General features: G+C 67.9%; 22 protein-coding genes, 1 tRNA gene and 1 pseudogene. 9 read left to right on the forward strand and 15 right to left on the reverse strand.

Features of this window, described 5'->3' with window-relative positions:
- Positions 1-12: 12 nt before the first annotated feature.
- Both ABSH63_RS01290 and ABSH63_RS01295 read right to left on the reverse strand, forming a co-directional pair.
- Positions 13-1092: a fatty acid desaturase family protein gene (locus tag ABSH63_RS01290; protein ID WP_352886659.1), complete on the reverse strand. Its 1080-nt coding sequence runs from the start codon at positions 1090-1092 to the stop codon at positions 13-15.
- Positions 1093-1116: 24 nt separating this feature from the next.
- Positions 1117-2205, reverse strand: coding sequence for a ferredoxin reductase (locus ABSH63_RS01295; RefSeq protein ID WP_352886661.1), 1089 nt, complete (start codon positions 2203-2205; stop codon positions 1117-1119).
- Between the two features lie 188 nt (positions 2206-2393).
- Between ABSH63_RS01295 and ABSH63_RS01300 the strand changes: the two genes are divergently transcribed.
- A complete protein-coding gene (locus ABSH63_RS01300) occupies positions 2394-3062 on the forward strand; it encodes a TetR family transcriptional regulator (RefSeq protein WP_352886662.1) in 669 nt (222 codons plus the stop codon).
- 34 nt (positions 3063-3096) lie between these two features.
- Here the strand turns inward: ABSH63_RS01300 and ABSH63_RS01305 are convergent, their stop codons facing one another.
- The 4 genes from ABSH63_RS01305 to gltX all read right to left on the reverse strand — a co-directional run bounded on the left by ABSH63_RS01305 (position 3097) and on the right by gltX (position 7700).
- Positions 3097-3381: a hypothetical protein gene (locus ABSH63_RS01305; RefSeq protein ID WP_352886664.1), complete on the reverse strand. Its 285-nt coding sequence runs from the start codon at positions 3379-3381 to the stop codon at positions 3097-3099.
- Positions 3382-3470: 89 nt separating this feature from the next.
- Entirely contained in the window at positions 3471-4325 is an 855-nt protein-coding gene (locus ABSH63_RS01310) for a M23 family metallopeptidase (protein ID WP_352886666.1), read from the reverse strand.
- Positions 4325-6253 (reverse strand): threonine--tRNA ligase, encoded by a 1929-nt coding sequence (thrS, locus tag ABSH63_RS01315; RefSeq protein ID WP_352886667.1) that lies wholly within the window; start codon positions 6251-6253, stop codon positions 4325-4327. Before thrS ends, ABSH63_RS01310 begins: the two co-directional genes overlap by 1 nt.
- The gene (gene gltX / locus ABSH63_RS01320; protein ID WP_352886670.1) at positions 6243-7700 is read right to left on the reverse strand and encodes a glutamate--tRNA ligase; all 1458 of its coding nucleotides are present in this window, start codon (positions 7698-7700) and stop codon (positions 6243-6245) included. The genes thrS and gltX overlap by 11 nt, the downstream gene beginning before the upstream one ends.
- 65 nt (positions 7701-7765) lie before the next feature.
- Here gltX and ABSH63_RS01325 point away from each other — a divergent pair, with 65 nt between their 5' ends.
- The 3 genes from ABSH63_RS01325 to hisI all read left to right on the forward strand — a co-directional run bounded on the left by ABSH63_RS01325 (position 7766) and on the right by hisI (position 9757).
- Positions 7766-8611, forward strand: a complete 846-nt coding sequence (locus ABSH63_RS01325) for a 6-carboxytetrahydropterin synthase (protein WP_352886672.1) — start codon at positions 7766-7768, stop codon at positions 8609-8611.
- Positions 8612-8655: 44 nt separating this feature from the next.
- Positions 8656-9198, forward strand: a complete 543-nt coding sequence (locus ABSH63_RS01330; RefSeq protein ID WP_352886675.1) for a hypothetical protein — start codon at positions 8656-8658, stop codon at positions 9196-9198.
- 70 nt (positions 9199-9268) lie between these two features.
- A complete protein-coding gene (gene hisI / locus ABSH63_RS01335; RefSeq protein ID WP_352886677.1) occupies positions 9269-9757 on the forward strand; it encodes a phosphoribosyl-AMP cyclohydrolase in 489 nt (162 codons plus the stop codon).
- 9 nt (positions 9758-9766) lie between these two features.
- Here hisI and ABSH63_RS01340 read toward each other — a convergent pair whose 3' ends face one another.
- From ABSH63_RS01340 to ABSH63_RS01350, 3 genes are all read right to left on the reverse strand, one after another.
- Positions 9767-12034: a DNA internalization-related competence protein ComEC/Rec2 gene (locus ABSH63_RS01340; RefSeq protein ID WP_352886680.1), complete on the reverse strand. Its 2268-nt coding sequence runs from the start codon at positions 12032-12034 to the stop codon at positions 9767-9769.
- A gap of 66 nt (positions 12035-12100) precedes the next feature.
- On the reverse strand, positions 12101-12781 hold the full coding sequence (lolD, locus tag ABSH63_RS01345; protein ID WP_352886683.1) for a lipoprotein-releasing ABC transporter ATP-binding protein LolD: 681 nt from the start codon (positions 12779-12781) through the stop codon (positions 12101-12103).
- A 5-nt stretch (positions 12782-12786) separates the two neighbouring features.
- Positions 12787-14034 carry a lipoprotein-releasing ABC transporter permease subunit gene (locus ABSH63_RS01350; RefSeq protein ID WP_352886686.1) on the reverse strand — a complete coding sequence of 416 codons (1248 nt, stop codon included), beginning with the start codon at positions 14032-14034 and terminating at the stop codon, positions 12787-12789.
- A gap of 108 nt (positions 14035-14142) precedes the next feature.
- Between ABSH63_RS01350 and ABSH63_RS01355 the strand changes: the two genes are divergently transcribed.
- The 3 genes from ABSH63_RS01355 (at position 14143) to chrA (ending at position 16173) form a co-directional block, all read left to right on the forward strand.
- Entirely contained in the window at positions 14143-14472 is a 330-nt protein-coding gene (locus tag ABSH63_RS01355) for a hypothetical protein (protein WP_352886688.1), read from the forward strand.
- Between the two features lie 73 nt (positions 14473-14545).
- Positions 14546-14622, forward strand: a tRNA-Arg gene (locus ABSH63_RS01360).
- A gap of 213 nt (positions 14623-14835) precedes the next feature.
- Positions 14836-16173: a chromate efflux transporter gene (gene chrA, locus ABSH63_RS01365; protein WP_352886690.1), complete on the forward strand. Its 1338-nt coding sequence runs from the start codon at positions 14836-14838 to the stop codon at positions 16171-16173.
- Here chrA and ABSH63_RS01370 read toward each other — a convergent pair.
- Positions 16163-17221 (reverse strand): AraC family transcriptional regulator, encoded by a 1059-nt coding sequence (locus ABSH63_RS01370; RefSeq protein ID WP_352886693.1) that lies wholly within the window; start codon positions 17219-17221, stop codon positions 16163-16165. The genes chrA and ABSH63_RS01370 overlap by 11 nt on opposite strands.
- A 127-nt stretch (positions 17222-17348) precedes the next feature.
- Here ABSH63_RS01370 and ABSH63_RS01375 point away from each other — a divergent pair, with 127 nt between their 5' ends.
- Positions 17349-18758, forward strand: coding sequence for a fatty acid desaturase (locus ABSH63_RS01375; RefSeq protein ID WP_352886695.1), 1410 nt, complete (start codon positions 17349-17351; stop codon positions 18756-18758).
- A 97-nt stretch (positions 18759-18855) separates the two neighbouring features.
- Here the strand turns inward: ABSH63_RS01375 and ABSH63_RS01380 are convergent, their stop codons facing one another.
- Positions 18856-21990: an efflux RND transporter permease subunit gene (locus ABSH63_RS01380; protein ID WP_352886698.1), complete on the reverse strand. Its 3135-nt coding sequence runs from the start codon at positions 21988-21990 to the stop codon at positions 18856-18858.
- 9 nt (positions 21991-21999) lie between these two features.
- Positions 22000-23268: an efflux RND transporter periplasmic adaptor subunit gene (locus tag ABSH63_RS01385; protein ID WP_352886700.1), complete on the reverse strand. Its 1269-nt coding sequence runs from the start codon at positions 23266-23268 to the stop codon at positions 22000-22002.
- A gap of 37 nt (positions 23269-23305) precedes the next feature.
- Here ABSH63_RS01385 and ABSH63_RS01390 point away from each other — a divergent pair, with 37 nt between their 5' ends.
- Positions 23306-23638 carry a YnfA family protein gene (locus ABSH63_RS01390; protein WP_352886907.1) on the forward strand — a complete coding sequence of 111 codons (333 nt, stop codon included), beginning with the start codon at positions 23306-23308 and terminating at the stop codon, positions 23636-23638.
- 627 nt (positions 23639-24265) lie between these two features.
- On the opposite strand, the pseudogene ABSH63_RS15795 reads toward ABSH63_RS01390, so the two are convergent.
- The 3 genes and pseudogenes from ABSH63_RS15795 to ABSH63_RS01405 form a co-directional block, all read right to left on the reverse strand.
- Positions 24266-24928 (reverse strand): annotated as a pseudogene (locus tag ABSH63_RS15795) (TolC family protein); the annotation flags it as partial.
- Positions 24929-25012: 84 nt separating this feature from the next.
- Positions 25013-25450, reverse strand: coding sequence for a hypothetical protein (locus tag ABSH63_RS01400; protein WP_352886702.1), 438 nt, complete (start codon positions 25448-25450; stop codon positions 25013-25015).
- Between the two features lie 139 nt (positions 25451-25589).
- The gene (locus ABSH63_RS01405; RefSeq protein WP_352886705.1) at positions 25590-25904 is read right to left on the reverse strand and encodes a winged helix-turn-helix transcriptional regulator; all 315 of its coding nucleotides are present in this window, start codon (positions 25902-25904) and stop codon (positions 25590-25592) included.
- Positions 25905-25997 lie beyond the last annotated feature (93 nt).

Here is a 25997-nt window from a genome sequence, read left to right on the forward strand (position 1 = left end):
GTTCACCCGCGCTCAAGCAAGCCGCGGCTCCAGCGACGCTCCGCCGGGCAGGCTCAGGCGCAACACGCGCCAGATCGTCGTGCCGAACTGGCGCGCGAGCGAGCCGGTGTTGTACGGCAGGCCGTACTTCGCGCACAGCGCCTGCACGCGCGGCGCGATCTCGGCATAGCGGTTGCTCGGCAGATCCGGGAACAGGTGATGCTCGATCTGGTGGCTGAGGTTGCCGGAGAGGATGTGGAACAGCCTGCCGCCCCGGATGTTGCAGGAGCCGAGCAGCTGCCGCAGATACCAGCGGCCGCGCGATTCGTTAGCGACCGATCCGGCGCTGAACGTGTGCGCGCCGCTGGGGAAGTGACCGCAGAAGATGATTGTGTACGCCCACAGGTTGCGCACGAGGTTGGCGGCGAGGTTGCCGCTGAGCACGAAGAGGAAAAACGGACCGGCGAGCAGCGGGAACAGCACGTAGTCCTTGAGCGTCTGCCGCCCGGTCTTGCGGCCGATGGCCTTGAGCTGCGTGAACGCATCGCGCCAGCGCTTCTTGCCCTGGAGCACGCGCTCGAACTCGACGTCGTGCAGGGCCACGCCGTACTGGAACAGCCCGGCAAGCAGCGCGTTGTAGACCGGCTGGCCGAGGTTCCACGGCCGCCACGGCTGCTTTGGGCTCATGCGCAGAATGCCGTAACCGACGTCGCGGTCCATGCCGACGACGTTGGTATACGTGTGGTGCATGTAGTTGTGCGAATGCTTCCATTGGTCCGACGGGCAGGCCGTGTCCCATTCCCAGGCCGAGGAGTGGATCTTGGGATCCTTCATCCAGTCCCACTGTGCGTGCATGACGTTGTGGCCGATCTCCATGTTTTCGAGGATCTTGGCGACCGACAACATCGCCGTGCCGGCCAGCCACGCCGGCGGCAGAAAGCCGAGGAACAGCAGGCCGCGGCCACCGATGTCGAGGCTGCGCTGGATGCGGATCAAGCGACGGATGTAGGCCGCGTCGTTCTCACCAAGGCTGGTCTTGACTTCGTCGCGGATCGCGTCGAGTTCGCGGCCGAAGGCTTCGGCCTGCTCGTCGGTCAGGTATGCGTAGGGCATCGTGGAACTCCGTTGGGTACCGCGTTAGAGATCGATTTGGACGTCGCCGACCGGCGCGCAGACGCAGATCTGCACGAGGTCGCCTTCATCGCTGTAGGTTTTGCCGTTACGCAGGTCGCGCACGCAGCCGGCTTTGAGCGTCGCCGTGCAGCCGTGGCAGATGCCCATGCGGCAGCCGTGTGCCGGCGCCATGCCGTTCTGCTCGGCCAGTTCCAGAACCGGCTGATCGCTACGACCGTCGGCGATGCGACCGCTGCGCACGAACTGCACGCGGCCGGCAGCCGCGTCCACCGCGCGTAGCGCACGCGGCCGGAAGCGCTCGACGTGCAGGCGCTCACCGATGCCGTAGCGCTGCCAGTGGTCCTCGATCTGCTGCAGCATCGCGTCCGGGCCGCAGGCCCAGGTTTCGCACTGCGCCCAGCCGCGGCACAGCGTGTCGAGCTGCGCCACGTCGAAACGACCCTGGCTGCGCGTGTGGATGCGGTGCAGGGTGATGCGCGGATGACGCGCCGCCAGCACCGCGAGTTCGTCGCCATAGAGCATCGACGCCGCGTCCGGCGCACAGTGAACGATCGTCAACTGCGGCACCGCGCCGCGCGCATCCAGGCTGCGCAGGATGCTCATCATTGGCGTGATGCCGCTGCCGGCGGCGATGAACAGCATGCGTGCCGGCAGTTGCTCCGGCAGCACGAAGTCGCCGGCCGGCGCGTCGAGCTGCACGCGTGCGCCGACCACGAGCCGCGTCTTGAGATGCACGGACACGCGGCCGCCGGCGATGGCCTTGACGGTGATCTCGATACAACCGTCGCCGCGCTCGGGGGCGGACGCGATCGAATAGCAGCGCGTGTGGCGCACGCCGTCGATGTCCACACCCAGACGGACGAACTGACCCGGCCGATGGCGCAAAAAGCCGCGTGGCACTCGCAGCGTGAGCGTCACCGCATCCGGCGTTGGGTGCTCGATGCGCTCGACCACGGCGTTGCCGGCGCCGGCATCGGCGCGCAGCGCACCCAGATAGTCGGCCGGATCCAGCGGCCAGGTCAGCGCAGCGGCAGCACGCTGCAGCCAGCGGCCGGTGGGGAGTGCAGAAACCACGAGACGATCGAAAGCCATACAGACCTCATCGGCAATTCAGTAAACGTTCGTAAACTTTAGACGCAGGGCGTCGTTTAGTCAACACTCGTTTACTTTTGTTTCTTTCAGGTCTGTTTTTATTGGATTTATCGTCGCCAGAAGACCGCGCCTGCTGTTATGCTGTGTTCACCATGCGCAGCAGGAAGCGATCGGATGAAGCCGGGCCGATGCTCGAGGGCGACGCGACCGTCGCCGCCGAGTCCGACGGCGGCCGCGACTGGCGCAAGCGGCGCACGCGCCGCGCCCTGATCAATGCGGCTCTGGCGCTGCTCGAAGGCGAGCGCAGTTTTTCCAGTCTGAGCCTACGCGAGGTTGCGCGCGGCGCGCGCATCACCCCGGCCGCGTTCTATCGCCACTTCTCCGGCATGGAGGAACTGGGCCACGCGCTGATCGAGGATTCCTTCGAATCGCTACACGAGATGATGCGCAAGGCGCGCGCTGGCGGGCTGCCGAGCACGCACATGATCCGCGCCTCGGTGACGACCTTCCTCGATCACGTCAACGCGCATCGCGCGCATTTTCGCTTCATCGCCAAGGAGCGCTTCTCGGGCTCCACGGCCATCCGCGTCGCCATCCGCAAGGAGGTACGGCTCTGGGTCGGCGAGCTGGCGGTGGACCTGTCGCGCTTTCCGGCACTCGGCAAGTTCAGCGCCGAGGACCTGCAGATGCTCGCAGGGCTGATGGTCAACGTGGTCATCGCCGCGACCGAGCTGCTGCTCGATACGCCGCCCAAGGACAAGGCGGCGCTGGTGCGGATCTACCGCCACGCCGAGAAACAAATGCGCCTGGTGATGCTGGGTGCGGGAGCCTGGGACAGCAGCCGCAGCGGCGACTGAGCCTGCGAACGGCGCCGCCGCTCGATCGCGCCGGTCAGCGCGGCAGCGACAGATCGGGCAGCGGGGGCAGAGCCACGCTGCCGATCCTGGGCAAACCCGTGCACAAGGGATCCTGTGCGCACCGCAACTCCTCGCGCCGACGCGCCTCTTCCTCGGCGCGCCGGCGGCCGCGTTCTTCCGCGGCCAGTTCTTGCGCCTGCGAGAGCTGCCGATCGGTGTCGCGGTCGTTCTTGCCGGGCGTGCCGGCACAGCCCGACAGCGCCTGTGCCGCCCCCAGACTCATCAAAGCCATGAGAAGCGCCGTGGTGGTGCGTTTCATCGGTCTTTCCTCCTGTCTGCCCGAAACGCGCGCATGCGCGCCTCGCGCCGACGCAGCATCGGCCTTGGCGACTGAATCCGTACTGAACGTCATTCGGCCCGCGCGGACGTCGGCATCGGCGGCACCAGAGTCTGGGCGTCCACGCGGGCGTCGAACCAGCTCACGCGCCAGTCCAGATGCGCACCGGTGGCGCGTCCGGTCGCCCCGGCCTCCGCGACGATCTGCCCTCGCCGCACGTGCTCGCCCTCGCGCACGCGCAGCTTCGACAAGTGCAAAAAGGTCGATTGCAAGCCGTGCCCGTGGTCGATCATCAGCGTGCCGCCGGTGTAGTACAGATCCGCTTGCGCCAGACTGACCACACCGCTCGCCGGCGCGCGTACCGGAGTACCGACCGGCACGGCGATGTCGACCCCGTAATGCGGCTGCTTGGGCTCGCCGTTGAGAATGCGCTGGCTGCCGAAGACGCCGGAGATCGGCCCTCGACAGGGCCAGATGAAGCGCTCGGTGAATCCGTCGAGGGCGCTGTCGCGCTGCCGCACGCGCGCCACCAGCGCCTGTTCGGCCTCGATACGACGCAGCACCTCGGCCGGCGGGGTGACCATGCGCTGCGGCAAACCCTCGATGCGCTGGATGCTGTACTCGCGCCGCTCGACCGTAGCGTGGATCGCGATCGGCATCGGCTCGTCCGGCAGTTGCACCTGCAGGGTGGCCTGTGCCGGCTCGTCGCGGTGCAAGCCGAACACGAAGCGGCCAGAGTCCGTCAGACGCAGCGGCCTGCCGTTGAACCACACGCGCGTGCCCGGCGGGGCCTCGCCGAACAAGACGCTGCCCTGCCGCCATTCGCCTTGCAACGTAACGCCGGGGATCGCGAGCTCGGCGGCGGCAAGGCCGCCGGCCCAGCACACGCCGAGCACGGCCAGCACGGCGCATCGCACGGCCGGCATCATGGCTCAAGATGCGCGAGGACCGCGTCGAAGGGCACGGTCTTTTGCTGGTCCTGACCGCGAAAACGCAGCGTGACGGTGCGTTCCTCGGCCTCCTTGCGGCCGACGACGGCGATCACCGGAATCTTGTGCGTCGCGTGCTCGCGGATCTTGTAGTTGATCTTCTCGTTGCGCAGATCGGTCTCGGCGCGGATGCCGGCGCGCTTGAGCGCCTCGCAGACCTCGGTGGCATAGCCGTCGGCGTCGGAGACGATGGGCGCGACGACGACTTGCACCGGCGCCAGCCAGAACGGAAACGCCCCGGCGTGGTTCTCGATGAGGATGCCGATGAAGCGCTCGAAGCTGCCGAGCACCGCGCGGTGCAGCATCACCGGCCGCTTTCGCGAACCGTCCTCGGCGACGTATTCGGCGTCGAGCCGCTCGGGCAGGACGAAGTCCACCTGCAGCGTGCCGCACTGCCAGTCGCGACCGATCGCATCGCGTAGCACGAACTCCAGCTTAGGTCCGTAGAACGCGCCCTCGCCTGGATTCATCGAATACGGCAAGCCGGCGTCTTCGACCGCCTTGCGCAGCGCGCCCTCGGCGCGATCCCAGACGGCGTCGTCGCCGGCGCGATGGGCCGGCCGATCCGAGAACTTCACGCGCACGTCGTCGAAGCCGAGATCCTTGTACATGCGCTTGAGCAGGTCGCAGAAGGCGACCGTTTCCGACGACACCTGCTCCTCGGTGCAGAAGATGTGCGCGTCGTCCTGCACGAAGCCGCGTACCCGCATCAGGCCGTGCAAGGCCCCGGAGGGCTCGTAGCGGTGACAGGCGCCGAACTCGGCCATGCGCAGCGGCAAGTCCCGATAAGAGCGGATGCCCTGACGGAAGATCTGCACGTGGCAGGGGCAGTTCATCGGCTTGACCGCGAGCACGGACTTGCGCTGCACGCCGGCCTCATCGCCTTCATCGACCTCGGCGATGAACATGTTCTTGCGGTAGTTCTCCCAGTGACCGGACGCTTCCCAAAGCTTGCGGTCGACCAGCAGCGGCGTCTTGACCTCCACGTAGCCCGCCGCTTCGAGCTGGCGCCGCACGTAGTTTTCCAGCGTGCGGTACAGCGTCCAGCCCTTGGGATGCCAGAACACCTGGCCGACCGCCTCGTCCTGGATGTGGAACAGGTCGAGCGCGCGACCGAGCTTGCGATGATCGCGCTTCTCCGCCTCCTCGACCATCTTCAGGTAGGCCTTGAGCTCATCCTCGGTGGCGAAGGCGACGCCATAGATGCGCTGCAACTGCGCGTTGTTCGCATCGCCGCGCCAGTAGGCCCCCGACACCTTGGTGAGCTTGAACGCGGTGCCGAGCTGGCCGGTGGACGGCAGATGCGGACCGAGGCACATGTCGAGCCAGTCCTCGCCCTGCCGGTAGATGCTGATCGGCTCATCGGGGGCGATGCCTTCGCGCACCCATTCGGCCTTGAAGGTCTCGCCGTGGCGGTCGAAGTGCTCGATGACCCGCTCGCGCGGCCAGATCTCGCGCCGGATCGGCAGATCGCGCTTGACGATTTCGCGCATGCGCTGCTCGATCTTGTCGAGATCGGCCTCGGTGAACGGCGTCTCGCGCGCAAAGTCGTAGTAAAAGCCGGTTTCGGTGGCCGGCCCAAAGGTGATCTGCGTGCCCGGATAGAGCTCTTGCACCGCCTGCGCCAGCACGTGCGCGGCATCGTGACGGATCACTTCGAGCGCCTCGGGCGCATCGCGCGTGAGGATGCTGATCGCGGCATTGCGGTCGATCGGCCGGGTCAGGTCCCAGAGTTCGCCGTCGACCTTGACCACGACGGCCTTCTTGGCAAGGCCCGGGGAAATGCCCTGTGCGATCGCAAGGCCGGTGACGGGTTCGTCGAACGACTTCTTGTTGCCGTCCGGGAAGGTGATCTCAATCGCCATGTTCGGGTTTCACCGGCGAGTCTGCATGGATGGATTTGCTGCGTGCGAAGCCGACGGCGGCCTCGAGCCGCGCGAGCGTGCGCTCGCGTCCCAACAGGAACAGCGTCTGGTCGATCGGCGGCGACACCGCCATGCCGGCGACGGCGACGCGCAGCGGCTGCGCGACCTTGCCCAGGGCCAGGCCGCGCGCCTCGGCGAAGCCTCCGATCGCGGCGTGCAGGGCCGCTGCCTCCCAGTGCGGCAGCGCGCCGAGCACCTCCGCCAGCGCTTCGATCAGGCTCGCGCTGTCGGCCGTCAGGTGCTTGGCAGCGTCCTTTCCGTCATAGCCGCTCAGTTCGGCGAAGAAGAACGCGGACTTCTCGGCCATCTCCAGCAGCGTGCGGCAGCGCTCACGCTGGGCCAGGATCACGTCTTCGAGCCGCGGCCCCCGCGCCGGGTCCAGGCCCAAGCGGCGCAGATGCCATTCGAACTCGGGCACGACGGCATTAAGCGGCGCGGTCTTGAGGTACTGGTGATTGACCCAGTACGCCTTTTCCATGTCGAAGCGCGCCGGTGACGGCGAGACGTGATCGAAATCGAACTTCTCGATCATCTCCTTCAACGTGAACAGCTCCTGGTCGCCGTGCGACCAGCCCAGGCGTACGAGGTAGTTCAGCATCGCCTCGGGCAGAAAGCCCATCGCCCGGTATTCCATCACGCCCAGCGCGCCGTGACGCTTGGACAGCTTGGCACCGTCGCTGCCCAAGATCATGGACACGTGCGCGTACTGCGGCGGCGTGGCGCCGAGGGCCTTGAAGATGTTGATCTGGCGCGGTGTGTTGTTGACGTGATCGTCGCCGCGGATCACATGGGTGACGCCCATGTCCATGTCGTCGACGACGACGCAGAAGTTGTACGTGGGCGTACCGTCGGCGCGGGCGATGATCAGATCGTCGAGCTCGCGGTTGTCGAAGACGATCTCGCCCTTGACCAGATCGCGGACCACCACCTTGCCGTCGAGCGGATTCTTGAAGCGCACCACGGGGGAAACGCCCGGGGGCGGCGGCGGCAGGGTCTTGCCCGGCTCGGGACGCCAGCGGCCGTCGTAGCGCGGCTTTTGCTTGCGCGCGATCTGCTCGGCACGCAACTGATCAAGCTCCTCTTTGGTCGCGTAGCAGGGATAGGCGCATCCGGCGGCCAGCATCTGCGCGATCACCTCCCGGTAGCGTTCGAACCGCCGCGTCTGGTAGACCGGCTCGACGTCCGAGTGCAGGCCGAGCCAGGCCATGCCCTCGAAGATCGCGTCCACCGCCGCCTGCGTCGAGCGCTCGCGGTCGGTGTCTTCGATGCGCAACAGGAACTTGCCGCCATGACGCCTGGCGTAGAGATAGGAGAACAGCGCCGTGCGGGCACCGCCGATGTGTAGAAAGCCAGTCGGGCTCGGGGCGAAGCGGGTGACGACGGTCATCGGATGGGCTACGGCGGCGGAAAGCCGCGCATTTTAGACTATAGCTCCGCCATCCCCCGCTTGCCATGACCCGTCTGTTCGTCGAGCACCTCAGCGTCATCGACTGCGCCTATCTCGACTCGGCGCGCGGCCTGGTCGGCGAGAGCTGGATCGTCGACGTGGAACTGGAAGGTGCGCTCGACGAAGAGTCCATGGTGATCGACTTCGGCGAGGTCAAACGCCGCCTCAAGCGGGTCGTCGACGCCCACGCCGATCACCGCCTGCTGGTTCCCGCCCGGGCGAGTGCATTGCAGACCCTGGAGCAAAAGGACGATGCCGTGCATCTGGTGTTCCGCGCCGACATCGGCGTCATCGAGCACCGCTCGCCCGCCGTCGCGGTGCTCTACGTCGACGCCGCCGAGGTCACGCCCGAGGTCGTGGCGGCAGACCTCGCGCCGCGCCTGCATGCGGTGTTGCCGGCGAACGTCGGCGCGGTGCGCGCCACGCTGCGCGCCGAGCGCATCCAAGGCGCGTACTACCACTACACCCATGGACTGCGAAAGCATCGAGGCGCCTGCCAGCGCATCGCCCACGGCCACCGCTCGAAGATCCACGTGCACGTGTCCGGTCAGCGCGACGCCGAACTCGAAATGCAGGTCGCGACGCGCTGGCTCGACGTCTATCTCGGCACGCGCGCCGACCTCGTCGCCCAGGGCAATGGCCGCGTGCGCTTCGCCTATACCGCCCCCGAGGGGCACTATCAGTTAGTGATGCCGCAGACGCACGTCGATCTGCTCGACCGAGACAGCACCGTCGAGTGCATCGCCGAGCATCTGGCACGCCTGCTGGCGCCGCTGCGCCCGGGCCGCGAGATCGAGGTTCGCGCCTACGAAGGCGTCATGAAGGGCGCGATCGCGCGGGCCAGGGTCTGACCGGCATTCAGACCGGGTTCAGTGCATCGGCGTAGCCTGCGCACATGAACCGGATCATGGCCTTGCTGCGCCCTCTGCTGTTGACCAGTGCCAGTGCGCTATCGGCATGCGTGGCCAGCCCCGGCTACGCGCCGCCCGCCGGTCGCGTCTACGTCATCGACGATCCGTGGTTCTACCGCGGCGGCCACCGATACTGCCACGAGCTCTGGTACGGCTGTGCATTCCCCTATTACCGCGACCCGTACTACGGCGCTTACTACGGTGGCTACTACGGCGGATTTCCGCCACCGCCGGTGCATCAGCATCCACCACATCCCAAGCCGCCATCCGAGCCGCCGCCAGCGGATCCCCCGCCGGTCTACGCCCCCAAGCCGCCGCGCCTGATCCGGCTGCGCGATGACGAGCCGGCGCCCGGGCAGGTCCTTCGGCCGGCGCCGGATGCCCGCGCACCTGCGGCGCCCGTGCCGGTCGCACCCAAGCCCGTGCACCGTCCGGCGCCAAGACCGACGCCACGCGCCGAGCAGGAGCCCCCGGCGGCGGCCGCCATCGAACACGCGCGCAAGCTGCGCGAGCAGCTGGCACGGTAGACGCTCCGCCCCACGAGCGGGCCTGTGGTATAACAGCGCCCCTTTTCAGGCCCCCGGCGAGCGCTTCATCATGGCCACCGCACCCGCTCCGGACATCCGCTTCTTTCCCCGCGTCAGCGTCGAGCAGGTCGAGGAAGGCCATGAACTGGCGCCCAAGTTCGACGAGCACGGCCTGATTCCCTGCGTGACCACCGCGGCCAAGACCGGCGAGGTGCTGATGCTCGGCTACATGAACGCCGAGGCGCTCAAGCGCACCATCGCTACCGGCGAGGCGCACTACTGGTCGCGCTCGCGTCAGGTGCTCTGGCACAAGGGCGCGACCTCGGGCCTGGTGCAGAAGGTCGTCGACCTGCGCATCGACGACGATCAGGACGCCGTGTGGCTCAAGGTCGACGTGGTCGGCGAGGCGAGCTGTCACGTCGGCTTTCGCTCCTGCTTCTACCGCTCGGTGCCCATCGGCGACGGCCCGCCCGAACGCGAGCTGATCTACCGCGAGAGCGAGAAAACCTTCGATCCGAAGCTCGTCTACGGCGACGCGCCGAACCCGACCAAGCTGTAACAACGCCGGTCACGGCTGCGCCGGTGCGTTCCACCAGCGCGCCGCGCGCCGCCGCCAGCCCTCGACCCGCAGTTCACCGGCCGCGTCGCGGGACACGCGCAGTGCACCTTCCACGCCGGTGACGTACTGCCGCGCCCGGGCGGCGGCGTAGCGCGCGACGACGTCCGCGCGCGGGTGGCCGTAGCGACTGCGCCAGCCGGCCGGATGGATGACGATCGCCGGCGACACCGCGGCGATGAAGCCCGCGGTCGAGGAGCTGCCGCTGCCATGATGCGGCGACAGCAAAAGATCCGCGTCCAGGCGCTCGCGATGCGTGCGCAACAGGCGCGCCTCGGCACCGCGCTCGATGTCGCCCGGCAATAGCACGTCGAACGCACCGTCGACGTGCAGCACGCAGGAGCGATTGTTCGGCGACCAGTAGCCCTGATCGGGATGCAGAAAGCGAAAGCGCACGCCCTCCCAGCTCCACGACAGACCATCCATGCAGGGTTCGCCATCGGCGGTGCCGATCACGCGAGCAACGGGCAGTGCTGCACGCACCGCATCAATGCCGCCGGCATGATCGTTGTCGCCGTGCGACAGCACCAGCGCGTCGATGCGGCGGATGCCCTGTGACAGCAGATACGGCACGACGACCGAGCGCCCGGCGTCGAAGCCCTCGTCGAACGCCGGCCCGGCGTCGAACAGCAGCGTGTGCCGCGGCGTGCGGATGACCACGGCGGTCCCCTGCCCGACGTCGAGCGCGGTGACGTCGAGGTCATCGACGGTCTGCGCGCGCGGCAACGCGAGCGTCGCGAGGCCGATCAGCGCCAACGGCCGCAGCGGCAGACCACGCGGCGCAAAAAGCAGCACCGCACCGAGCGTGCCCAGCGCGAGCGCCGCCGCATGCGGGCGCGCCGGCCACCAGGCGAGCGGCGCGGCATCCGCGGCCCAGGCGAGCGCCGCGTAGACACCGTCGAGCAGCCAGCCGGAGACGCGCAAACACCATTCGCCCAGCGCCGCCCAGAGCCCGTAGAGGAGCAGCGAACACATCAGCATCGGCGTGAGAACGCCGAACACCGGCACCGCGATCAGATTCGCCAGCGGCGACAGCCACGCGAAACCGGCGAAAAAGCCCATCGTCAGCGGCACCAGGGCCAGGCTCAGGAACAGCTGCACGCGGAAGGCGAGCCGCCACGCCGGTGGCCGCCGGGCCCGGCCAAGACTGACGTACAGAATCGCCGCCACGGCGGCGAACGACAGCCACAACCCCGGACTGAGCACGGCGAAGGGATCAAGGGTGACGATCAGCGCGAACGCGTAGATCAGCGCACGCGACGGCTGCTGCAGACGGTCGAAGGCCGCGGCGAGAATCAGTACGAGCAGCATGATCAAGGCGCGCGTCACCGGCGGCTCGAATCCGGCGAGCAAGGCGTAGACCAAGGCCACCGCCGCCGAGGCGTACAAGCCCGCGCGTTGCGCCGGCAGGCGCAGGCACAGGGCCGGCGACAGCGACCAGATCCAGCGCAGCACGAAGAACGCGAAACCGCTGACGATCGCGAGGTTGAAGCCAGAAATCGCGATCAGGTGCGTGGTGCCGGTGACGCGAAAGCGCTGCCAGTCGACCTCGCGCATCGCCGAGGTGTCGCCGACCGACAGCGCCGCGAGCAGCGCCGCCGCCGGCCGCTCGCCGAGCACGTCGTCGATGGCGGCGACGATGTCGCGACGCCAGCGCAGGATGCGATGCCCGCGCGCATCCTCGCAGCGCTCACCGCTGCGCACGCTCGCCGTCGCGCCGATGCGCTCGCGCAGCAGCCAGGCCTCGTAGTCGAAACCGCCGGGATTGAGCGATCCGCGCGGCGCGCGCAGGCGCAGTTGCAGGCGCCAGCACTGGCCCGCGGCGATCTGCGCCTCGCTGCGATACCACGACACCCGCAGGCGCGGCGGCACCCCGGCTTGCTCGGTTTCGAAGGCAAAGCGAGAGGTCAGCGTGCCGTCGTCGTGAGTCTGGCGCTCGGGCAGCGAGGCGACGACGCCCTCGACCCACAGGTTCTCGCCGTGCCGCGCAGCCGGCAAGCGCTGATCGAGCGCGCGCTGCGCCTGCCAGCAGGCGAACAGCACGCCGAGCAGCGTCGCGGCGTACAGCGGGCGGCCGCGCCAGGGCAGCAGCGCCGGCAGCGCCAGCAGCACGCAGACGCTCAGGCTCGGCAGCGTCGGCAGCAGGAACACCGCGGTGATGCCGGCGCTGTACGCCAGCGCCAGCGTGCGCAGGTCGATGATCGGGGCCGCGCCCCTCACGGGCGGAGCGGAGTCGGCATCCACATCGCGATCCTCCCGGCCGTCTCGTGGCGGCCTCTGGCGCGACTATGCGGCCTTGAGCGTGCCGCCATCCAGCGTCAGCACCCGATCCATGCGCCCGGCGAGCGCCATATCGTGGGTGACGACGACCAGGCTCGTGCCGAGTTCGCGGTTGAGTTCGAGCATCAGATCGAACACGCGCTCGGCGGTCCTGCGGTCGAGATTGCCGGTCGGCTCATCGGCGAGCACGCAGGCCGGCCGGGTCACCAGCGCACGCGCCACCGCGGCACGCTGGCGCTCGCCGCCGGACAACTCGCCCGGCTTGTGCGCGATGCGCTCGCGAAGGCCAACGCGTTCGAGCAGGCTGCGCGCCTGCGCATAGGCCTGATCGGTGGGCAAGCGCCGGATCAGCAGCGGCAGCGCGACGTTCTCCAGCGCACTGAACTCCGGCAACAGGTGGTGGAACTGATAGACGAAGCCGAGCGCGCGATTGCGCAGTTTGCCGCGTGCGGCATCGGAGAGCGCCGACATGCGCTCGCCGCAGACCCAGACCTCGCCCGCGCTCGGCGCATCGAGTCCGCCGAGACAATGCAGCAAGGTGGACTTGCCGGTACCGCTGGCACCGACGATGGCGATGCGCTCGCCGCGCCGCACTTCGAAGTCGATGCCGTGCAGCACCTGCAGGCGCAGGCGCCCGTCGTCGAAGGTCTTGGACAGGCCGACGGCCTTGAGAATCGCGTCAGTCATCGGCACTACTCGTAGCGCAGCGCGTCTGCCGGCTGCACGCGCGCGGCGCGCCAGGCCGGGTACAGCGTGGACAAAAGGCCCAGCGCCAGCGACAGCGTGGCGATGCGCACGACGTCGCTCGACTTGAGCTCCGAGGGCAGGTCGCTGATGTAGTAGACGTCCGGCGACAGGAACTGCTGCCCCATCAGGCGTTCGAGCAGCGGTACCAGGCTTTCGACGTTGAGCGCCAATGCGATGCCGCCAGCGACGCCGAGCAGGGTGCCGACGATGCCGATGATCGAGCCCTGCACCATGAAGATCGCCATCACCGAACGCGGCGTCGCCCCGAGCGTGCGCAGGATGGCAATGTCGGCCTGCTTGTCCTGCACCACCATCACCAAGGTCGAGACGATGTTGAATGCGGCGACGCCCACGATCAGCGACAGGATGATGAACATCACCATCTTCTCGGTGCGCACGGCGCGGAAGAAGTTCGAATGACTGCGCGTCCAGTCGTTGACGTAGAACATGCCCGGCAGCTCGCCGGCCAGTTCGCGCGCCACGCGCGGCGCCTGGAACATGTCGGCGAGCTTCAGGCGCACGCCGGTGACGGTGTCGTCCATGCGCAGCAGCGCCTGTGCGTCGGCCAGATGCACGACGACCAGGCCGCGATCGAACTCGTACATGCCGACACGGAACACGCCGCTCACCGTGAAGCGGCGGAAACGCGGCAACACGCCGGCGGGGGTGACGCTGGCCTGCGGAATCATCAGGTCGATCTTGTCGCCGACGGTGGCGCCCAGCGCCGTCGCCAGCTCGTAGCCGAGCACGATGTTGAAGGCGCCGGCTTGAAGCGAATCCAGCGAACCGGCGACGAGGTGCTGGCCGATGTCCGAGACCTTCACCTCCTCCTCCGGCAGCACGCCGCGCAGCAGCGTGCCCGACAGTGCCTGGCCGACGCGCACCATGCCCTCGCCTTCGATGTACGGCGCAAGCCCAGTGATGTCCGGGTTCTGCGCGGCGATCGCGGCGACGCCCGGCCAGTCGCGCAGGCCGCCGTCGAAACCCGAGATCGTCGCGTGCGCGGCCATGCCGAGGATGCGGGTGCGCAGCTCGCGCTCGAAGCCGTTCATCACCGACAGCACCGTGATCAGCGCGGTCACGCCGATCGCGATGCCGAGCATCGACGCCAGCGAGATGAAGGAGATGAAATGATTGCGCCGTTTCGCCCGCGTATAGCGCAGGCCGGCATGGAGCTCGTAGGGATTACGCATGCGTGCGCATTAGACCACAGCATCGCGCGCAGACGAGTGCTGAGCGCGGTTCTGCCGCCGGCGGCCCGGTGCTATAGTCGGCTGCGACGCTCCAGCCCTGGTCCTGTCATGCACACGGTTACTCGCCTGCTCGTGGTCGTGGCTTCGGTGTTCGCCTGCAGCGCGTACGCGGACGTCCTCAGCCTGCCCGGCGATCCGGCCGCCGCGATCAGCGCGCCGAGCCGCGGCATGCACCAGAGTGCCGTCGTGCGTCAGTTCGGCGAGCCGCTGCGTCGCCACCCGCCGGTCGGTGGCGGCAAGCCGCGGCAGCCGCCGATCACGCGCTGGGACTACGACGGCTGGTCGGTGTTCTTCGAGAACGACATCGCGATCGACGTCGTCGTCAAGGATGCGCCGGCACCGATCCACAACGTCGAGGCGCTGCAGCAGGCGCCGTAGTCGGCTCGCGCGCGCAGGGGCGGCGCGCTCAATGGCCCCAGACCGTCTGGCGTAGAATCCGCGCGCCATCGACGCGCCCGTAGCTCAGTTGGATAGAGCAACGGCCTTCTAAGCCGTGGGTCGCAGGTTCGACTCCTGCCGGGCGCGCCAGCGATGGCCGGTTTCAGCGACGACCCGACCGGCAGCCGAGAACGCCGCCGCATTCTCAGCGCGAGGGCGCATACGCGCGTTGCGTTTCATGATCGGATCGAATCAGCGCGGATGGACACGGTCAGGTCGCGATGCCAAGCACCGCCAGGCCTCCATGACGGCGCGCCGTTTTTCGGCCTCGATGTCGCCTCGTTGCCTCCAGGAATCCCCTTCATGAACCCCGTGCCGTTCGCCGAGGCCGTGCGCGTGTGGCTCAAGATCGGGCTGCTCAGCTTCGGTGGTCCGGCGGGCCAGATTGCGCTGATGCACCGGCTCATCGTCGAGGAGAAGCGCTGGGTCTCGGAAGCGCGCTTCCTGCACGCGCTGCACTACTGCATGTTGCTCCCGGGTCCCGAGGCGCAGCAGCTCGCGACTTACATCGGCTGGCTGCTGCACCGCACGCTCGGCGGCCTGGTCGCCGGCGTGCTGTTCATCCTGCCCGGCTTCATCCTGATGACGGCGATCGCGATTGCCTATGTGTGCTACGGCGAGCTGGACGGGATGCAGGGCCTGCTCTTCGGCATGCAGGCGGCGACACTGGCGATCGTCGTCGAGGCGGTGATCCGCGTCGGACGCAAGGCGCTGAAACATCGCGCGCTGTACGCGCTCGCCGCTGCCGCCTTCATCGCGATCTTCGCCTTCGGCGTGCCGTTTCCGCTGATCATCGCCGCGGCTGCGGCGATCGGCATCGCCGGCCATCGTCTTGCGCCGCAGGTCTTCGGCGGCAGCGCCGCGCAGAATTCCGAAGATGGCGCCGGGATCGACACGACACCGGCACACACGCATCCGCCGGCCGGCTGGATTCTGCGCGTGCTGTTCAGCGGCGCGGCGCTGTGGGGCGTGCCGGTGCTGCTGCTGCTCGCGACGCTCGGCCTGCACAGTGTCTACACGCAGCAGGCCCTGTTCTTCAGCAAGATGGCGGTCGTCAGCTTCGGCGGCGCCTACGCCGTGCTCGCGTACATGACGCAGCAGGCCGTGGAACGCTACGGCTGGCTGACCCCGGGCGAAATGGTGCAGGGCCTGGCGCTGGCCGAGACCACGCCGGGACCGCTGATTCTGGTGCTCACCTACGTCGGCTTTATCGGCGCTTACCGCGATCCGGCCGGCCTCGATCCGCTGCTCGCCGGCACGCTCGGCGCGACGCTGTCGACCTGGGTCAGCTTCGTCCCCTGCTTTGTGTGGATCTTCCTCGGCGCGCCGTTCATCGAGCGGCTGCGCGGCAACGTCTGGCTCGCTGCAGCGCTGACCGGCATCACCGCCGCGGTCGTCGGCGTGATCCTGAACCTGTCGATCTGGTTTGCGCTGCACGTGCTGTTCGACGAGGTCGGACGCTGGCAGGCCGGAGCGCTGCAGCTCGCGCTGCCGCGATGGTCGTCGCTGAACCTCGTCGCCCTCGCGCTCGCTGCCGGCGCGATGCTGGCGCTGCTGCGCTGGCGCGTCGGGCTGCTCAAAACACTCGCCGCCTGTGCGCTGCTCGGGCTGGCCGCACGGCTGTCCGGCATCACGACGTAGTTCGGCCGCGGGTACGCCAGGCGCTGGGGCTGACGCCGGCCTCGCGGCGAAACGCGCGGGTGAAGTTCGCAGCGTCGGTATAGCCCAGTTCGAGCGCGATCTCGGTGATCGACATCTGGCCGCCATCGAGCAGCGCCAGTGCCTTCTGCTGGCGCGCCTCGCGCAGCAGCGCCCGATAGCCGGTGCCCTCGCGTACCAAGTAGCGGTCGAGCGTGCGCGGCGACAGGTTGAGCGTGTGCGCCAGTTCGACCAGCGTCGGCATGCCGTCGCCGGATTCTCGCAACACCATGCGCACCCAGTCCGACACCTTGCCGACGGCCACGACCTTGTGCACGAGTTCCTTGCAGCGCAGCTCGGCCATGCGCAGCGAGGTCGGATCCGCCAGCGCCAGCGGTCGCGCGCCAAAGTCGTGGGCAAAACGCAAGCGCACGCCGGGCGTGCTCTCGCTGGCAAAGCGTGGCCGCGCGCCGACCAGTTCCGCATAGCGGGCAACGTGTGGCGGCTCGGCCATCGAGAACGACAGCTCGTAGGCCGGCAGCTCGCCGCCGAGCAGCTCGCGCAGCTCCCAATGCGCCGCGGCGGCGAGCACTTCGAGATGAAAGTGCAGGCACAGCGGACTCATCCGCACCGTGGGCTCGAAATGGAGCTGCGTCGGCACGCCGCCGCGATAGCGCAGGCGGAAGCTCGGCATGATCAGGACAAAGAAGCGCGCCGCCAGCCGCAGCGCGTAGTCCGCCGTGGGACTGCTGAGCATCCCGTAGCCGACCAGACTGTGCGAACTGAGCTTGAGCGCGCGACCGACATCGAGCGCGAAGTCGGTGCGGCCGGTCTGCGCGACCACGTCGGCGACCAGGGCCTCGACCTGGTCCAGACGCATCGTCGCGTCCGGATGACCGATGCGCTCGGGCGCAACCCGCGCGGCGCGCAGCGCCCGTGCCACATCGACGCCCTGACGCAGCAACACCTCGGCGGCGCGCGCGTAGTAGCGCGCCGGCACCCGGACGGTGGTGCCGGTGACCGGACGGCGGCGCGATCGTGGCGCAGGCATGGCCTCACTGTCTAGAAATGACAGGTCAATGTCAAGAAATGACAGGTCGTGAGCGCCGACGGCGGCGAACAATGCCCGCATCCCGCAAGCGATTGCGGCGCGAGATCCGGGAACAGGAGAGATCGACATGACCACGCAAACCCTCGACGCGCTCAACCCCTCGGCCTGGTCCGACGGCAAGCGCTATCTGTGGCTGCTGAGTCCGGCGGTGCCGGTGCTGGCCCTGATCGGCCTTTGCCTGCACGAGATCCTCGGCTGGGGCGTCTTCGCCTGGTCCGGTGCGATCCTGTTGTACGGCATCATTCCGGTGCTCGACCATCTGGTCGGCGATGATCGCAACAACCCGCCGGAGTCCGCGGTCGCACATCTGGAGAACGACCGCTACTACCGCGCGATCGTCTACGCCTATGTGCCCACGCAGTACGCCGTCACCGTGTTCGGTGCGTGGATCGCGGCCAGCGGCGGGCTCGCGATCTGGGAGTACGTCGGTCTGGTGCTGACGGTCGGCGCGATCAACGGCATCGGCATCAACACCGCGCACGAGCTCGGCCACAAGAAGGAAAGCCTCGACCGCTGGCTGGCCAAGCTGACGCTGGCGCCGGTCGCCTACGGACACTTCTTCGTCGAACACAACAAGGGCCACCACAAGAACGTGGCGACGCCCGAAGACCCCGCCAGCGCGAAGATGGGCGAAAGCTTCTGGGCCTTTCTGCCGCGCACGATGAGCGGCAGCCTGCGCTCGGCCTGGGACATCGAAAAACAGCGCCTCGCGCGCATCGGCAAGCCGGTCTGGAGCCTGGACAACGAGAACCTGCAGGCCTGGGGCATGACCGTGCTGCTGTTCGGCGCACTGACCGCCTGGCTCGGCTGGCCGGCCCTACTGTTCCTCACCCTGCAGGCGTTCTACGGCGCGTCCCTGCTCGAAGTGATCAACTACATCGAGCACTACGGCTTGCTGCGCCAGAAACTCGCCAGCGGCCGCTACGAGCGCTGCGCGCCGCGGCACTCGTGGAACAGCAACCACATCGTCACCAATCTGTTCCTGTACCAGTTGCAGCGGCATTCGGACCACCATGCCAACCCGACGCGCCGCTACCAGGCCCTGCGCCACTTCGACGAAAGCCCGCAACTTCCGTCCGGCTATGCGTCGATGCTGATCCTCGCCTACATTCCCTGGCTGTGGTTCCGGCAGATGGACCCGCTGGTCGCGAAGCATTACGACGGCGACCTGCGCCTGGCCAATCTGCACCCGCCCAAGCGCGAGGCGCTGATGCGGCGCTGGCAGCGCGCACCGCTCGATGACGACCGCCCCCAGGCCTTGCCCGGCGACCCTGCCCCGGCGCCGATGAGCGGCAGCGGCGCCGAGCGCTACCAGTGCACCGACTGCGGCTACGTCTACGACGAGGCGCTCGGCTGCCCGCGCGAAGGTTTCGCGCCGGGTACGCGCTGGTCGCAGATTCCGGACGACTGGGCCTGCCCCGACTGCGCGGTGCGCGACAAGGTGGACTTCCGCCGCATCGAGACCGCGGCCAGGTGAGCGTCCGCCCGGGCTCTGCGCGGACCTTGCGTCGATCCGCGTCGCGACGCCCGGCGCCGGCGATCGGTCCCGAACGCAACGGTCTCGGCTCGCTGACTCATGCGGCGCATTCGGACACGAGGCGCGGCGCACGGCGCTGCTGCGCAAGCCGGAACAAGCCCGGCAGCACGAGCAGGGTCAGCAGCGTCGAGGAGAGGATGCCACCGATCACTACCGTCGCCAGTGGCCGTTGCACCTCGCTGCCGATGCCGGTGTTGAAGGCCATGGGCACGAAGCCCAGACCCGCGACCAGTGCGGTCATCAATACCGGTCGCAGGCGCGTGAGCGCCCCCTCGACGATGGCGTCGTCGAGCGCCTTGCCTTGCTCCATCAGGCTGCGGATGAAGCTGACCATCACCAAACCATTGAGCACCGCAACACCCGACAGCGCGATGAAGCCGACCCCAGCCGAGATCGAAAACGGGATGCCGCGCAGCCACAGCGCGAGCACGCCGCCGGTGAGCGCCAGTGGCACGCCGCTGAAAATCACCAGAGCATCGCGCAGAGAGCGGAACGCAAGAATCAACAAACCCAGAATCAAGGCCAGCGTCGCGGGGACGACGATGGACAGCCGCTTCGATGCGGACTGCAGCTGCTCGAAGGTGCCGCCGTAATCCAGCCAATAGCCCGGAGGTAAAGAAATCTCGTCCCGCACACGCTCGCGCACCTCCTGCACGAAGCTGCCGAGGTCGCGCCCGCGGACGTTGGCGGTGACGACGACGCGGCGCTTGCCGCGTTCGCGGCTGATCTGGTTGGGGCCAGGGGCGACTTCGATCTGTGCGACGTCCTGTAAGGGCACGTAGCCACCATCGGGCAACGGGACGGTGAGCTGCGCGAGGATCTGCAGATCGGCCCGCTGCGCATCCGAGAGCCGGATTACGATGTCGTAACGGCGATCCCCGTCGTAGAGCGTTCCCGCGTTCGCACCGCCGAAGGCGGCGGATGCGACGGCCTGCACATCGGCGACCGATAGTCCATACCGCGCGAGCAACGCACGTCGGGGCGTGATGGTCATCACCGGCAGGCCCGTGATCTGCTCGGTCTTCACGTCTGCCGCACCCGGCACCCGGGCCAGCACCTTCTCGATACGCTCGGCCTGCGCGGTCAAGACATCGAGATCATCCCCGTAAACCTTCACGGCCAGGTCCGAGCGCACGCCGGAAATCAGCTCGTTGAAGCGCATCTGGATCGGTTGCGTGAACTCATAGTTGTTGCCGGGCACACGCTCGACCGCCCGCTCCAGCTCGGCCACGACCTGGCTCTTGAGCTTGTGCGGATCGGGCCATTGGCTGCGATCCTTGAGAATGATGTAGGTGTCGGCCACGGACGGCGGCATGGGGTCGGTCGCCACATCCGCGGTCCCCAGTTTGGAGAAGACCCGCTCCACCTCCGGCAGTGTCTTGATCTGCACCTCTAGCGCCCGCTGCATCGCCAGCGCCTGCGTGAGCGACGTACCCGGAATGCGCATGGCCTGCAAAGCGATATCGCCCTCGTCGAGGCTGGGAATGAACTCGCTACCCAGCCTGCCGGCCAACAGTCCGCATGCCACCACCAGTGCAGCCGCAGCGGCCAGCACGATGACACGGCCACGCAACGCGGCCTGCAACAACGGTGCATAGGCGCGTGCGGCGGCGCGCATCACGACGTTCTGCTTCTCCACCACGGGTCCGCGCAGCGACAGCGCGACCGCTGCGGGCACAAAACTCAGCGACAACACCAACGCCGCGATCAAGGCCATCACCACGGTCAGCGCCATCGGCTGAAACATCTTGCCTTCCACGCCGGTGAGCGCGAACAGCGGCAAATAAACCGCGATGATGATGCCGACGCCGAACAGGCTGGGGCGGATCACTTCGCTGGTGGAGGCATAGACGACCTCCAACCGCTCTGGCAACGTCAAGGGGTCGGTGCGGCCGTGCTGGGCCTGCGCGAGACGGCGGATACAGTTTTCCACGATGATGACCGCGCCATCCACGATCAGGCCGAAGTCGAGTGCGCCCAGGCTCATCAGGTTGGCGCTGACTTGGTTCTGCACCATGCCGGTGATGGTGACGAGCATGGCGAGCGGGATCACCATCGCGGTGACCAGCGCCGCACGCAGATCGCCCAGCAGCAGGAACAGCACCAAGATCACCAGCAGCGCGCCTTCCAGCAGGTTCTTCTTCACTGTCGCGAGCGTCTGGTCCACCAGCGCCGTGCGATCGTAAACCGCGCGCGCTTCCAGCCCTTGCGGCAGACTGGACTGAATCTGCTGCAGCTTGGCGGCAACGGCGCGTGAGACGGCGCGCGAGTTCTCGCCGACCAGCATGAACACCGTGCCCAACACCACCTCCTGGCCGTCCATCGTCGCCGCGCCGGTGCGCAGGCTGCTGCCCCAGCTCACCTCGGCGACATCGGCCACCGTCAGCGGCGCGCCGTGCAGGGTCTTGACGACGATCTGCCGCACCTCGTCCAGGCTCGTCACCTGTCCGGGAGAGCGCATCAGCACCTGTGCACCATGGCGCTCGATGTAGCCCGCGCCCTGATTGGCGTTGTTGCGGGCGAGTGCCGACACGAGGTCATCCATCGTCAGACCGTAGGCCAAGAGGCGAGCAGGCCGTGGCGCGATCAGCACCTGGCGCTCGAAGCCGCCGATGCTGTTGACCTCGGTCACGCCCGACACTTGGGCGAGCTGGGGGCGCACGATCCAGCGCATCGCGTCGTGCAGGTCGAATGCCGTCCAGGGGCTGCCATCCTCCTTGCGCGCGCCAGGCTTCGGGTCCACCGTGAACATGAAGATTTCGCCCAAGCCCGTGGCGATCGGCCCCATCACCGGCGTGAGGCCCGGCGGCAGCAGCTCCTTCACTTGCTGGATGCGTTCGCCCACCAGCTGACGCGCGAAGTAGATGTCGGTGCCATCCGCAAACACCACCGTCACCTGTGACAGGCCGTAGCGCGACAGCGAGCGCGTCGTGGTGAGTCTGGGCAAGCCTGCCATCGCGTTTTCGACCAGATAGGTCACGCGCTGTTCGACTTCCAGTGGCGAATAGCCCGGTGCCTCGGTGTTGATCTGCACCTGGACATTGGTGATGTCCGGCACGGCATCGATCGGCAGCCGAAAAAGGTTGTAGACGCCCAGCGCGGCGATGGCGGCCACGACGGCCAGCACCAGCCAGCGTTGCGCGATGGAAAACCGGAGGATGCGTTCGAGCATGGTTGCGATTCAGTGATCGTGTGAAGCGCCGGACTTCTCAATGTCGGCCTTCACCAGCCAGGAATTGGCGATGACGATGCGCGCGCCCGGCGAGAGCCCGGACAGCACCTCTACGTGGCGGTCGTCACGTCGACCCAGCTCCACCGGCTGGGCCTGGTAGCGATCGCCCTCGGCGACGAACACCACGTCCCAGTCGCGGAAGGTCTGTACGGCGGACAGCGGCACGACCAGTGGCACGGGCGCCCGACTGACCGTGACCTCGGCATCGACGAATTGGCCCGGCGTCCACAAGCCCCGCCGGTTGTCCAAGGGTACGCGCGCGACCAGTGGCCGACCGACCATCGCGGCGACCGAGATGACGTCGATGACACCGGTGCCGGTCGCGTCCCCGTCGGCCGCGCGCACCTGCACGACTTGTCCCGGCTGCAAGCGTGCGCGGTCGCGCGGGAACACGTTCAGCTCGGCCCGAACGCCGTCGAAGTCCGCGATCTCGAACAGGGATGCGGCTCCCACCGCCTCGCCGGGATTGGCCGCCCGCTGCGTGACCACGCCGGAAATCGGCGCAGGCACCGGATAGACCTGAAGGCTTTCGTTGCTCTCGATGGTCGCCAGCGTCTGCCCGGCTTTCACGGTATCGCCGACCCGCACGGACACGCTGCGAACGAGACCGGGGAACCGTGCCGTCACCGCACGGACCCGCTCCGGGTCAGGCTGGATGCTGCCGTACAGCGGCAGGCGCTCGTGGATCGTCCCCGCCTGGGCGATGGCGGTCTGTAGACCCTGGGCAGCGGCCATGCTGGATTCGATTTCCACCTGGCCTTCCGGTGCGTCGTAGCGCCATGCATAAGTCTTGCCGGCGTAACTCGCCTGCACCTGCACCGCGAAAGAATGCGGCTCGTAGACCTCGGTCGGACTGACGAGGTAATCGTCTTTGGCGACGAACACATGTTCATCCGTGGTACCACCGGGCAGGCCGGACACCCGCGTGAGCGTGATGCGGGCACCGACCTGCGCCGGCGCAACCGGCTGGCCGTGGCGGTAGGCGTAGAGCCGAAACTCCGGCGGCACACCGCGCTCGAAGATCGTGACTTCCAGCGCGAAGTCGCCGTCGCGCAGCAACCGGCCACCGTGGGGGCCTTTCTGGATTTCGTCTATAGCCGGGTTAGCGTGAGCATCGCCGGCTGGGCTGTGCTCGACGTGGGCGGTCTCCGGAGTGCCGCTGCGATTGCAGGCGGCCAGCGCGAACGTGATCGCGGCGATCATGAGGATTCGGTACACGCTCGGGAATCCGGTCATCAGGGTTGGCGGAGTCAACATGGAGTACTTGAAGGCGCTGGCTTTATTCATCGCGACGGCCCTCGCGGAGATCGTCGGCTGCTATCTGCCGTGGCTCTGGCTCAAGCAGGGCCGCAGCGCCTGGCTGCTGCTGCCCGCGGCTCTGAGTCTTGCCGTTTTCGCCTGGCTGCTGACGCTGCACCCGCAGCCTGCCGGGCGGGTCTATGCCGCCTACGGCGGCGTTTACATCGGCGTCGCGCTCGCCTGGCTGTGGGGCGTGGACGGCGTCCGTCCCACGGCCACCGACTGGCTCGGCGTGGGTGTGTGTTTGCTGGGCATGGCCATCATCTATTTCGGCCCTCGCGGCACCTGAGGGCGCGGCATCCACCGCTGCGCCGGTCAGGCGCTCGATCTCGATACGGAACTGGTGGGCCTTGGCGGCGGCTTCGACCAGCGCGCGTTGCATGGCGAGGCATTCACGCTGCACTTGCGTCCATTCCAGATAGCCGTAACGGCCGCGCTGCCAGGCGGATTCGGTGGCGTTGAGGGCTGCTTCCATCTGCGGCAGCACCTGGTCGCGCAGCATCTCGGCCTCGGTGATGGCGTGACGGAGCTCCTGCACCAACTCGAACAGGCGGGCTTGCGCGTCGATGCGCGCCGCGTGGCTCTCGGCGTCCAGTGCGTCGCGCAGGCTGCGCGCCTCGGCAATGGCGGGAGCGGCCTGCCGCGCGCCGAACAAGGGCAGCGAGAAACTGGCCACCAGTGCGGTATCACCGGAGCCCTCCAGCCGCCGAAGTCCCGCACCAACCGTGATGTTGCTGCGTGCTTTGGCTTCTGCCAGCCGGATCTCGGCCTCACGCCAGCGGGCCTCACTGGCAAAGCGCAAAAAGTCCGGGCTGTCGGCGAGCTGGGCGGCCAGAATCTCGTAGTCGCTGAGCTGTGGCAGCTGGAACAGCTCCGCCTTGACCCGGCCGAACCGTGGCTCTCGCTCACCCCACATCGCCGCGAGCTTGCGGCGTGAAGTCAGCAGTTCATGCTCGGCGTGTTCATGTTCGACCTCTGCGCGCGCCAGCGCGATGCGCGCGCGATGCAGCTCGGCGACCGGCGAGCGCGCTGCATCCACGCGCCGCTGCACCTCGTGCAGGGTTCTACGGGCCAGACGGGTCGCCAGCTTCGTCAGTTCCAGCCGCTTCTCATCGGCAGCAACGTGGATGAACCGGCGTCCCACTTCTGCCAGCACATCGAGCTGGGCGATTCGTCGCTGCACCGCGACGAGGTCGCGCCACGATTCCGCCACGTCCACGCGGCGGCGTCGCTTCTCGCCCAGCTCGATGACTTGCGACAGGGCAAAGCTCGCCTCCGCGGCATCCAGCCCGCGCGTGTGCCCCGTCCCCAGCACGTTCTCCAGCTGCACCTGGACCTCCGGCGCGGGCCGCAGCCCCGCGCCATCCACCCGCGCCGACGCCGCCTTCAGGCGGAAGGCGAACCCCGCCAGCTCAGGATTGGAAGTTCGGGCCCTGGCGATCGCCTCGGCCAACGTCAGCTCCGGCGCCTCCACCGCTTGCGCAGCGCGGGACATGGTGGAAACCACAACGACGGTGCCGAGAAACAAGCCCGTCACGCCCGGCACAAAGCCAGGCCAAAATCGAAACGACGACCGCATCAAAATCACTCCGCTGATGCCAGCTCTGTGGGCGCTGGCGAGCCGCAAACGCGGCAGGGCGAGGCCTGCCGCGGTGCGGCGACCTCAGACGGCGACGGCACGCGTCAGCGGCGGAGCGTGGGCGGGCGGACGAACCGCGTAGCGGGGTGGGCGTCGCGCAAGAGATGCGCGCGGACGCGGTGGCGCCTGCCGCGCTCGGGATGGCAAGCAGAGCACGATGGCCCATGCCAGCAGCGCAACGAAGCTCAAATCCAGCGCCGACTTGGTGAGGCCCGTATCCAGCAGCCTCAACTCGATATCGGCGTGCGGATGGGAAGCTTGCGCAGCAGCATCGCCAGGCGCATGTTCCGGATCATCGGCATGGATGCCCGCATCCTCGAAATGGACCTGGCTGCCGTGGTCGTATCCGCCATCCACGGGATGCACGTGGCGGTGCTGATGCAACCCCGTGACTTGAGTCAAGAGCAGCAGCGTGGCCAGCAGGACACCGAGCGCGGGCCGTGGTCGTCGACTGCGGATCATGGCCAGATGATTGTAGCAGCCGCAAGCGGGGTGCCGAACCACCACTCGGCGTCCACCCGCCGGCCGACAAGATCCCGTCGGCGCGCTTTGCCCGACCAACGTCGCAGACACCCGTTGCCGAACTCCGGGCGATGAACGTCTACCCCTTGCCTTCCGACTCCAGGCGCGCGATGTGGTCGAGCACCTCGGCGAAGCGCCGCCCGAAGTCGGTGAGCCGGTATTCCACGCGCGGCGGGACTTCCGGGTAGATCTGCTTGCTGAGGATCTCGTAACGCACCAGCTTGCGCAGCCGCTCGTTGAGGACTTTGGTGCGGATACCGCCGATGGCGCGCTCCATCTCGCCGGGCCTGACGATGCCGCGGCGCACGCAATCGATGACGGAAAGACTCCACTTGCAGCCGATCACGTCCTCGACCATGCGCGCGACCGGTGGCGCGGCTTCGGTATCTGCCAAGGATCTCGCCACGGCCTTCTCACGAACCAAACGGTGTGTATCGCACCGAACGGTGCCTGCTGTTCAGCGGGATGGACCGCACGTAGTCTGGCC

The sequence above is a fragment of the Sinimarinibacterium thermocellulolyticum genome (genome assembly GCF_040327995.1).
GTDB lineage: Bacteria > Pseudomonadota > Gammaproteobacteria > Nevskiales > Nevskiaceae > Solimonas > Solimonas thermocellulolyticum.

What these genes read in the sequence shown, in the direction of transcription:
- ABSH63_RS01290 (WP_352886659.1), bottom strand. Translation starts at nt 1,092, where the DNA reads ATGCCCTACGCATACCTGACCGACGAGCAGGCCGAAGCCTTCGGCCGC.
- ABSH63_RS01295 (WP_352886661.1), bottom strand. Translation starts at nt 2,205, where the DNA reads ATGGCTTTCGATCGTCTCGTGGTTTCTGCACTCCCCACCGGCCGCTGG.
- ABSH63_RS01300 (WP_352886662.1), top strand. Translation starts at nt 2,394, where the DNA reads ATGCTCGAGGGCGACGCGACCGTCGCCGCCGAGTCCGACGGCGGCCGC.
- ABSH63_RS01305 (WP_352886664.1), bottom strand. Translation starts at nt 3,381, where the DNA reads ATGAAACGCACCACCACGGCGCTTCTCATGGCTTTGATGAGTCTGGGG.
- ABSH63_RS01310 (WP_352886666.1), bottom strand. Translation starts at nt 4,325, where the DNA reads ATGCCGGCCGTGCGATGCGCCGTGCTGGCCGTGCTCGGCGTGTGCTGG.
- thrS (WP_352886667.1), bottom strand. Translation starts at nt 6,253, where the DNA reads ATGGCGATTGAGATCACCTTCCCGGACGGCAACAAGAAGTCGTTCGAC.
- gltX (WP_352886670.1), bottom strand. Translation starts at nt 7,700, where the DNA reads ATGACCGTCGTCACCCGCTTCGCCCCGAGCCCGACTGGCTTTCTACAC.
- ABSH63_RS01325 (WP_352886672.1), top strand. Translation starts at nt 7,766, where the DNA reads ATGACCCGTCTGTTCGTCGAGCACCTCAGCGTCATCGACTGCGCCTAT.
- ABSH63_RS01330 (WP_352886675.1), top strand. Translation starts at nt 8,656, where the DNA reads ATGAACCGGATCATGGCCTTGCTGCGCCCTCTGCTGTTGACCAGTGCC.
- hisI (WP_352886677.1), top strand. Translation starts at nt 9,269, where the DNA reads ATGGCCACCGCACCCGCTCCGGACATCCGCTTCTTTCCCCGCGTCAGC.
- lolD (WP_352886683.1), bottom strand. Translation starts at nt 12,781, where the DNA reads ATGACTGACGCGATTCTCAAGGCCGTCGGCCTGTCCAAGACCTTCGAC.
- ABSH63_RS01350 (WP_352886686.1), bottom strand. Translation starts at nt 14,034, where the DNA reads ATGCGTAATCCCTACGAGCTCCATGCCGGCCTGCGCTATACGCGGGCG.
- ABSH63_RS01355 (WP_352886688.1), top strand. Translation starts at nt 14,143, where the DNA reads ATGCACACGGTTACTCGCCTGCTCGTGGTCGTGGCTTCGGTGTTCGCC.
- chrA (WP_352886690.1), top strand. Translation starts at nt 14,836, where the DNA reads ATGAACCCCGTGCCGTTCGCCGAGGCCGTGCGCGTGTGGCTCAAGATC.
- ABSH63_RS01370 (WP_352886693.1), bottom strand. Translation starts at nt 17,221, where the DNA reads ATGCCTGCGCCACGATCGCGCCGCCGTCCGGTCACCGGCACCACCGTC.
- ABSH63_RS01375 (WP_352886695.1), top strand. Translation starts at nt 17,349, where the DNA reads ATGACCACGCAAACCCTCGACGCGCTCAACCCCTCGGCCTGGTCCGAC.
- ABSH63_RS01380 (WP_352886698.1), bottom strand. Translation starts at nt 21,990, where the DNA reads ATGCTCGAACGCATCCTCCGGTTTTCCATCGCGCAACGCTGGCTGGTG.
- ABSH63_RS01390 (WP_352886907.1), top strand. Translation starts at nt 23,306, where the DNA reads ATGGAGTACTTGAAGGCGCTGGCTTTATTCATCGCGACGGCCCTCGCG.
- ABSH63_RS01400 (WP_352886702.1), bottom strand. Translation starts at nt 25,450, where the DNA reads ATGATCCGCAGTCGACGACCACGGCCCGCGCTCGGTGTCCTGCTGGCC.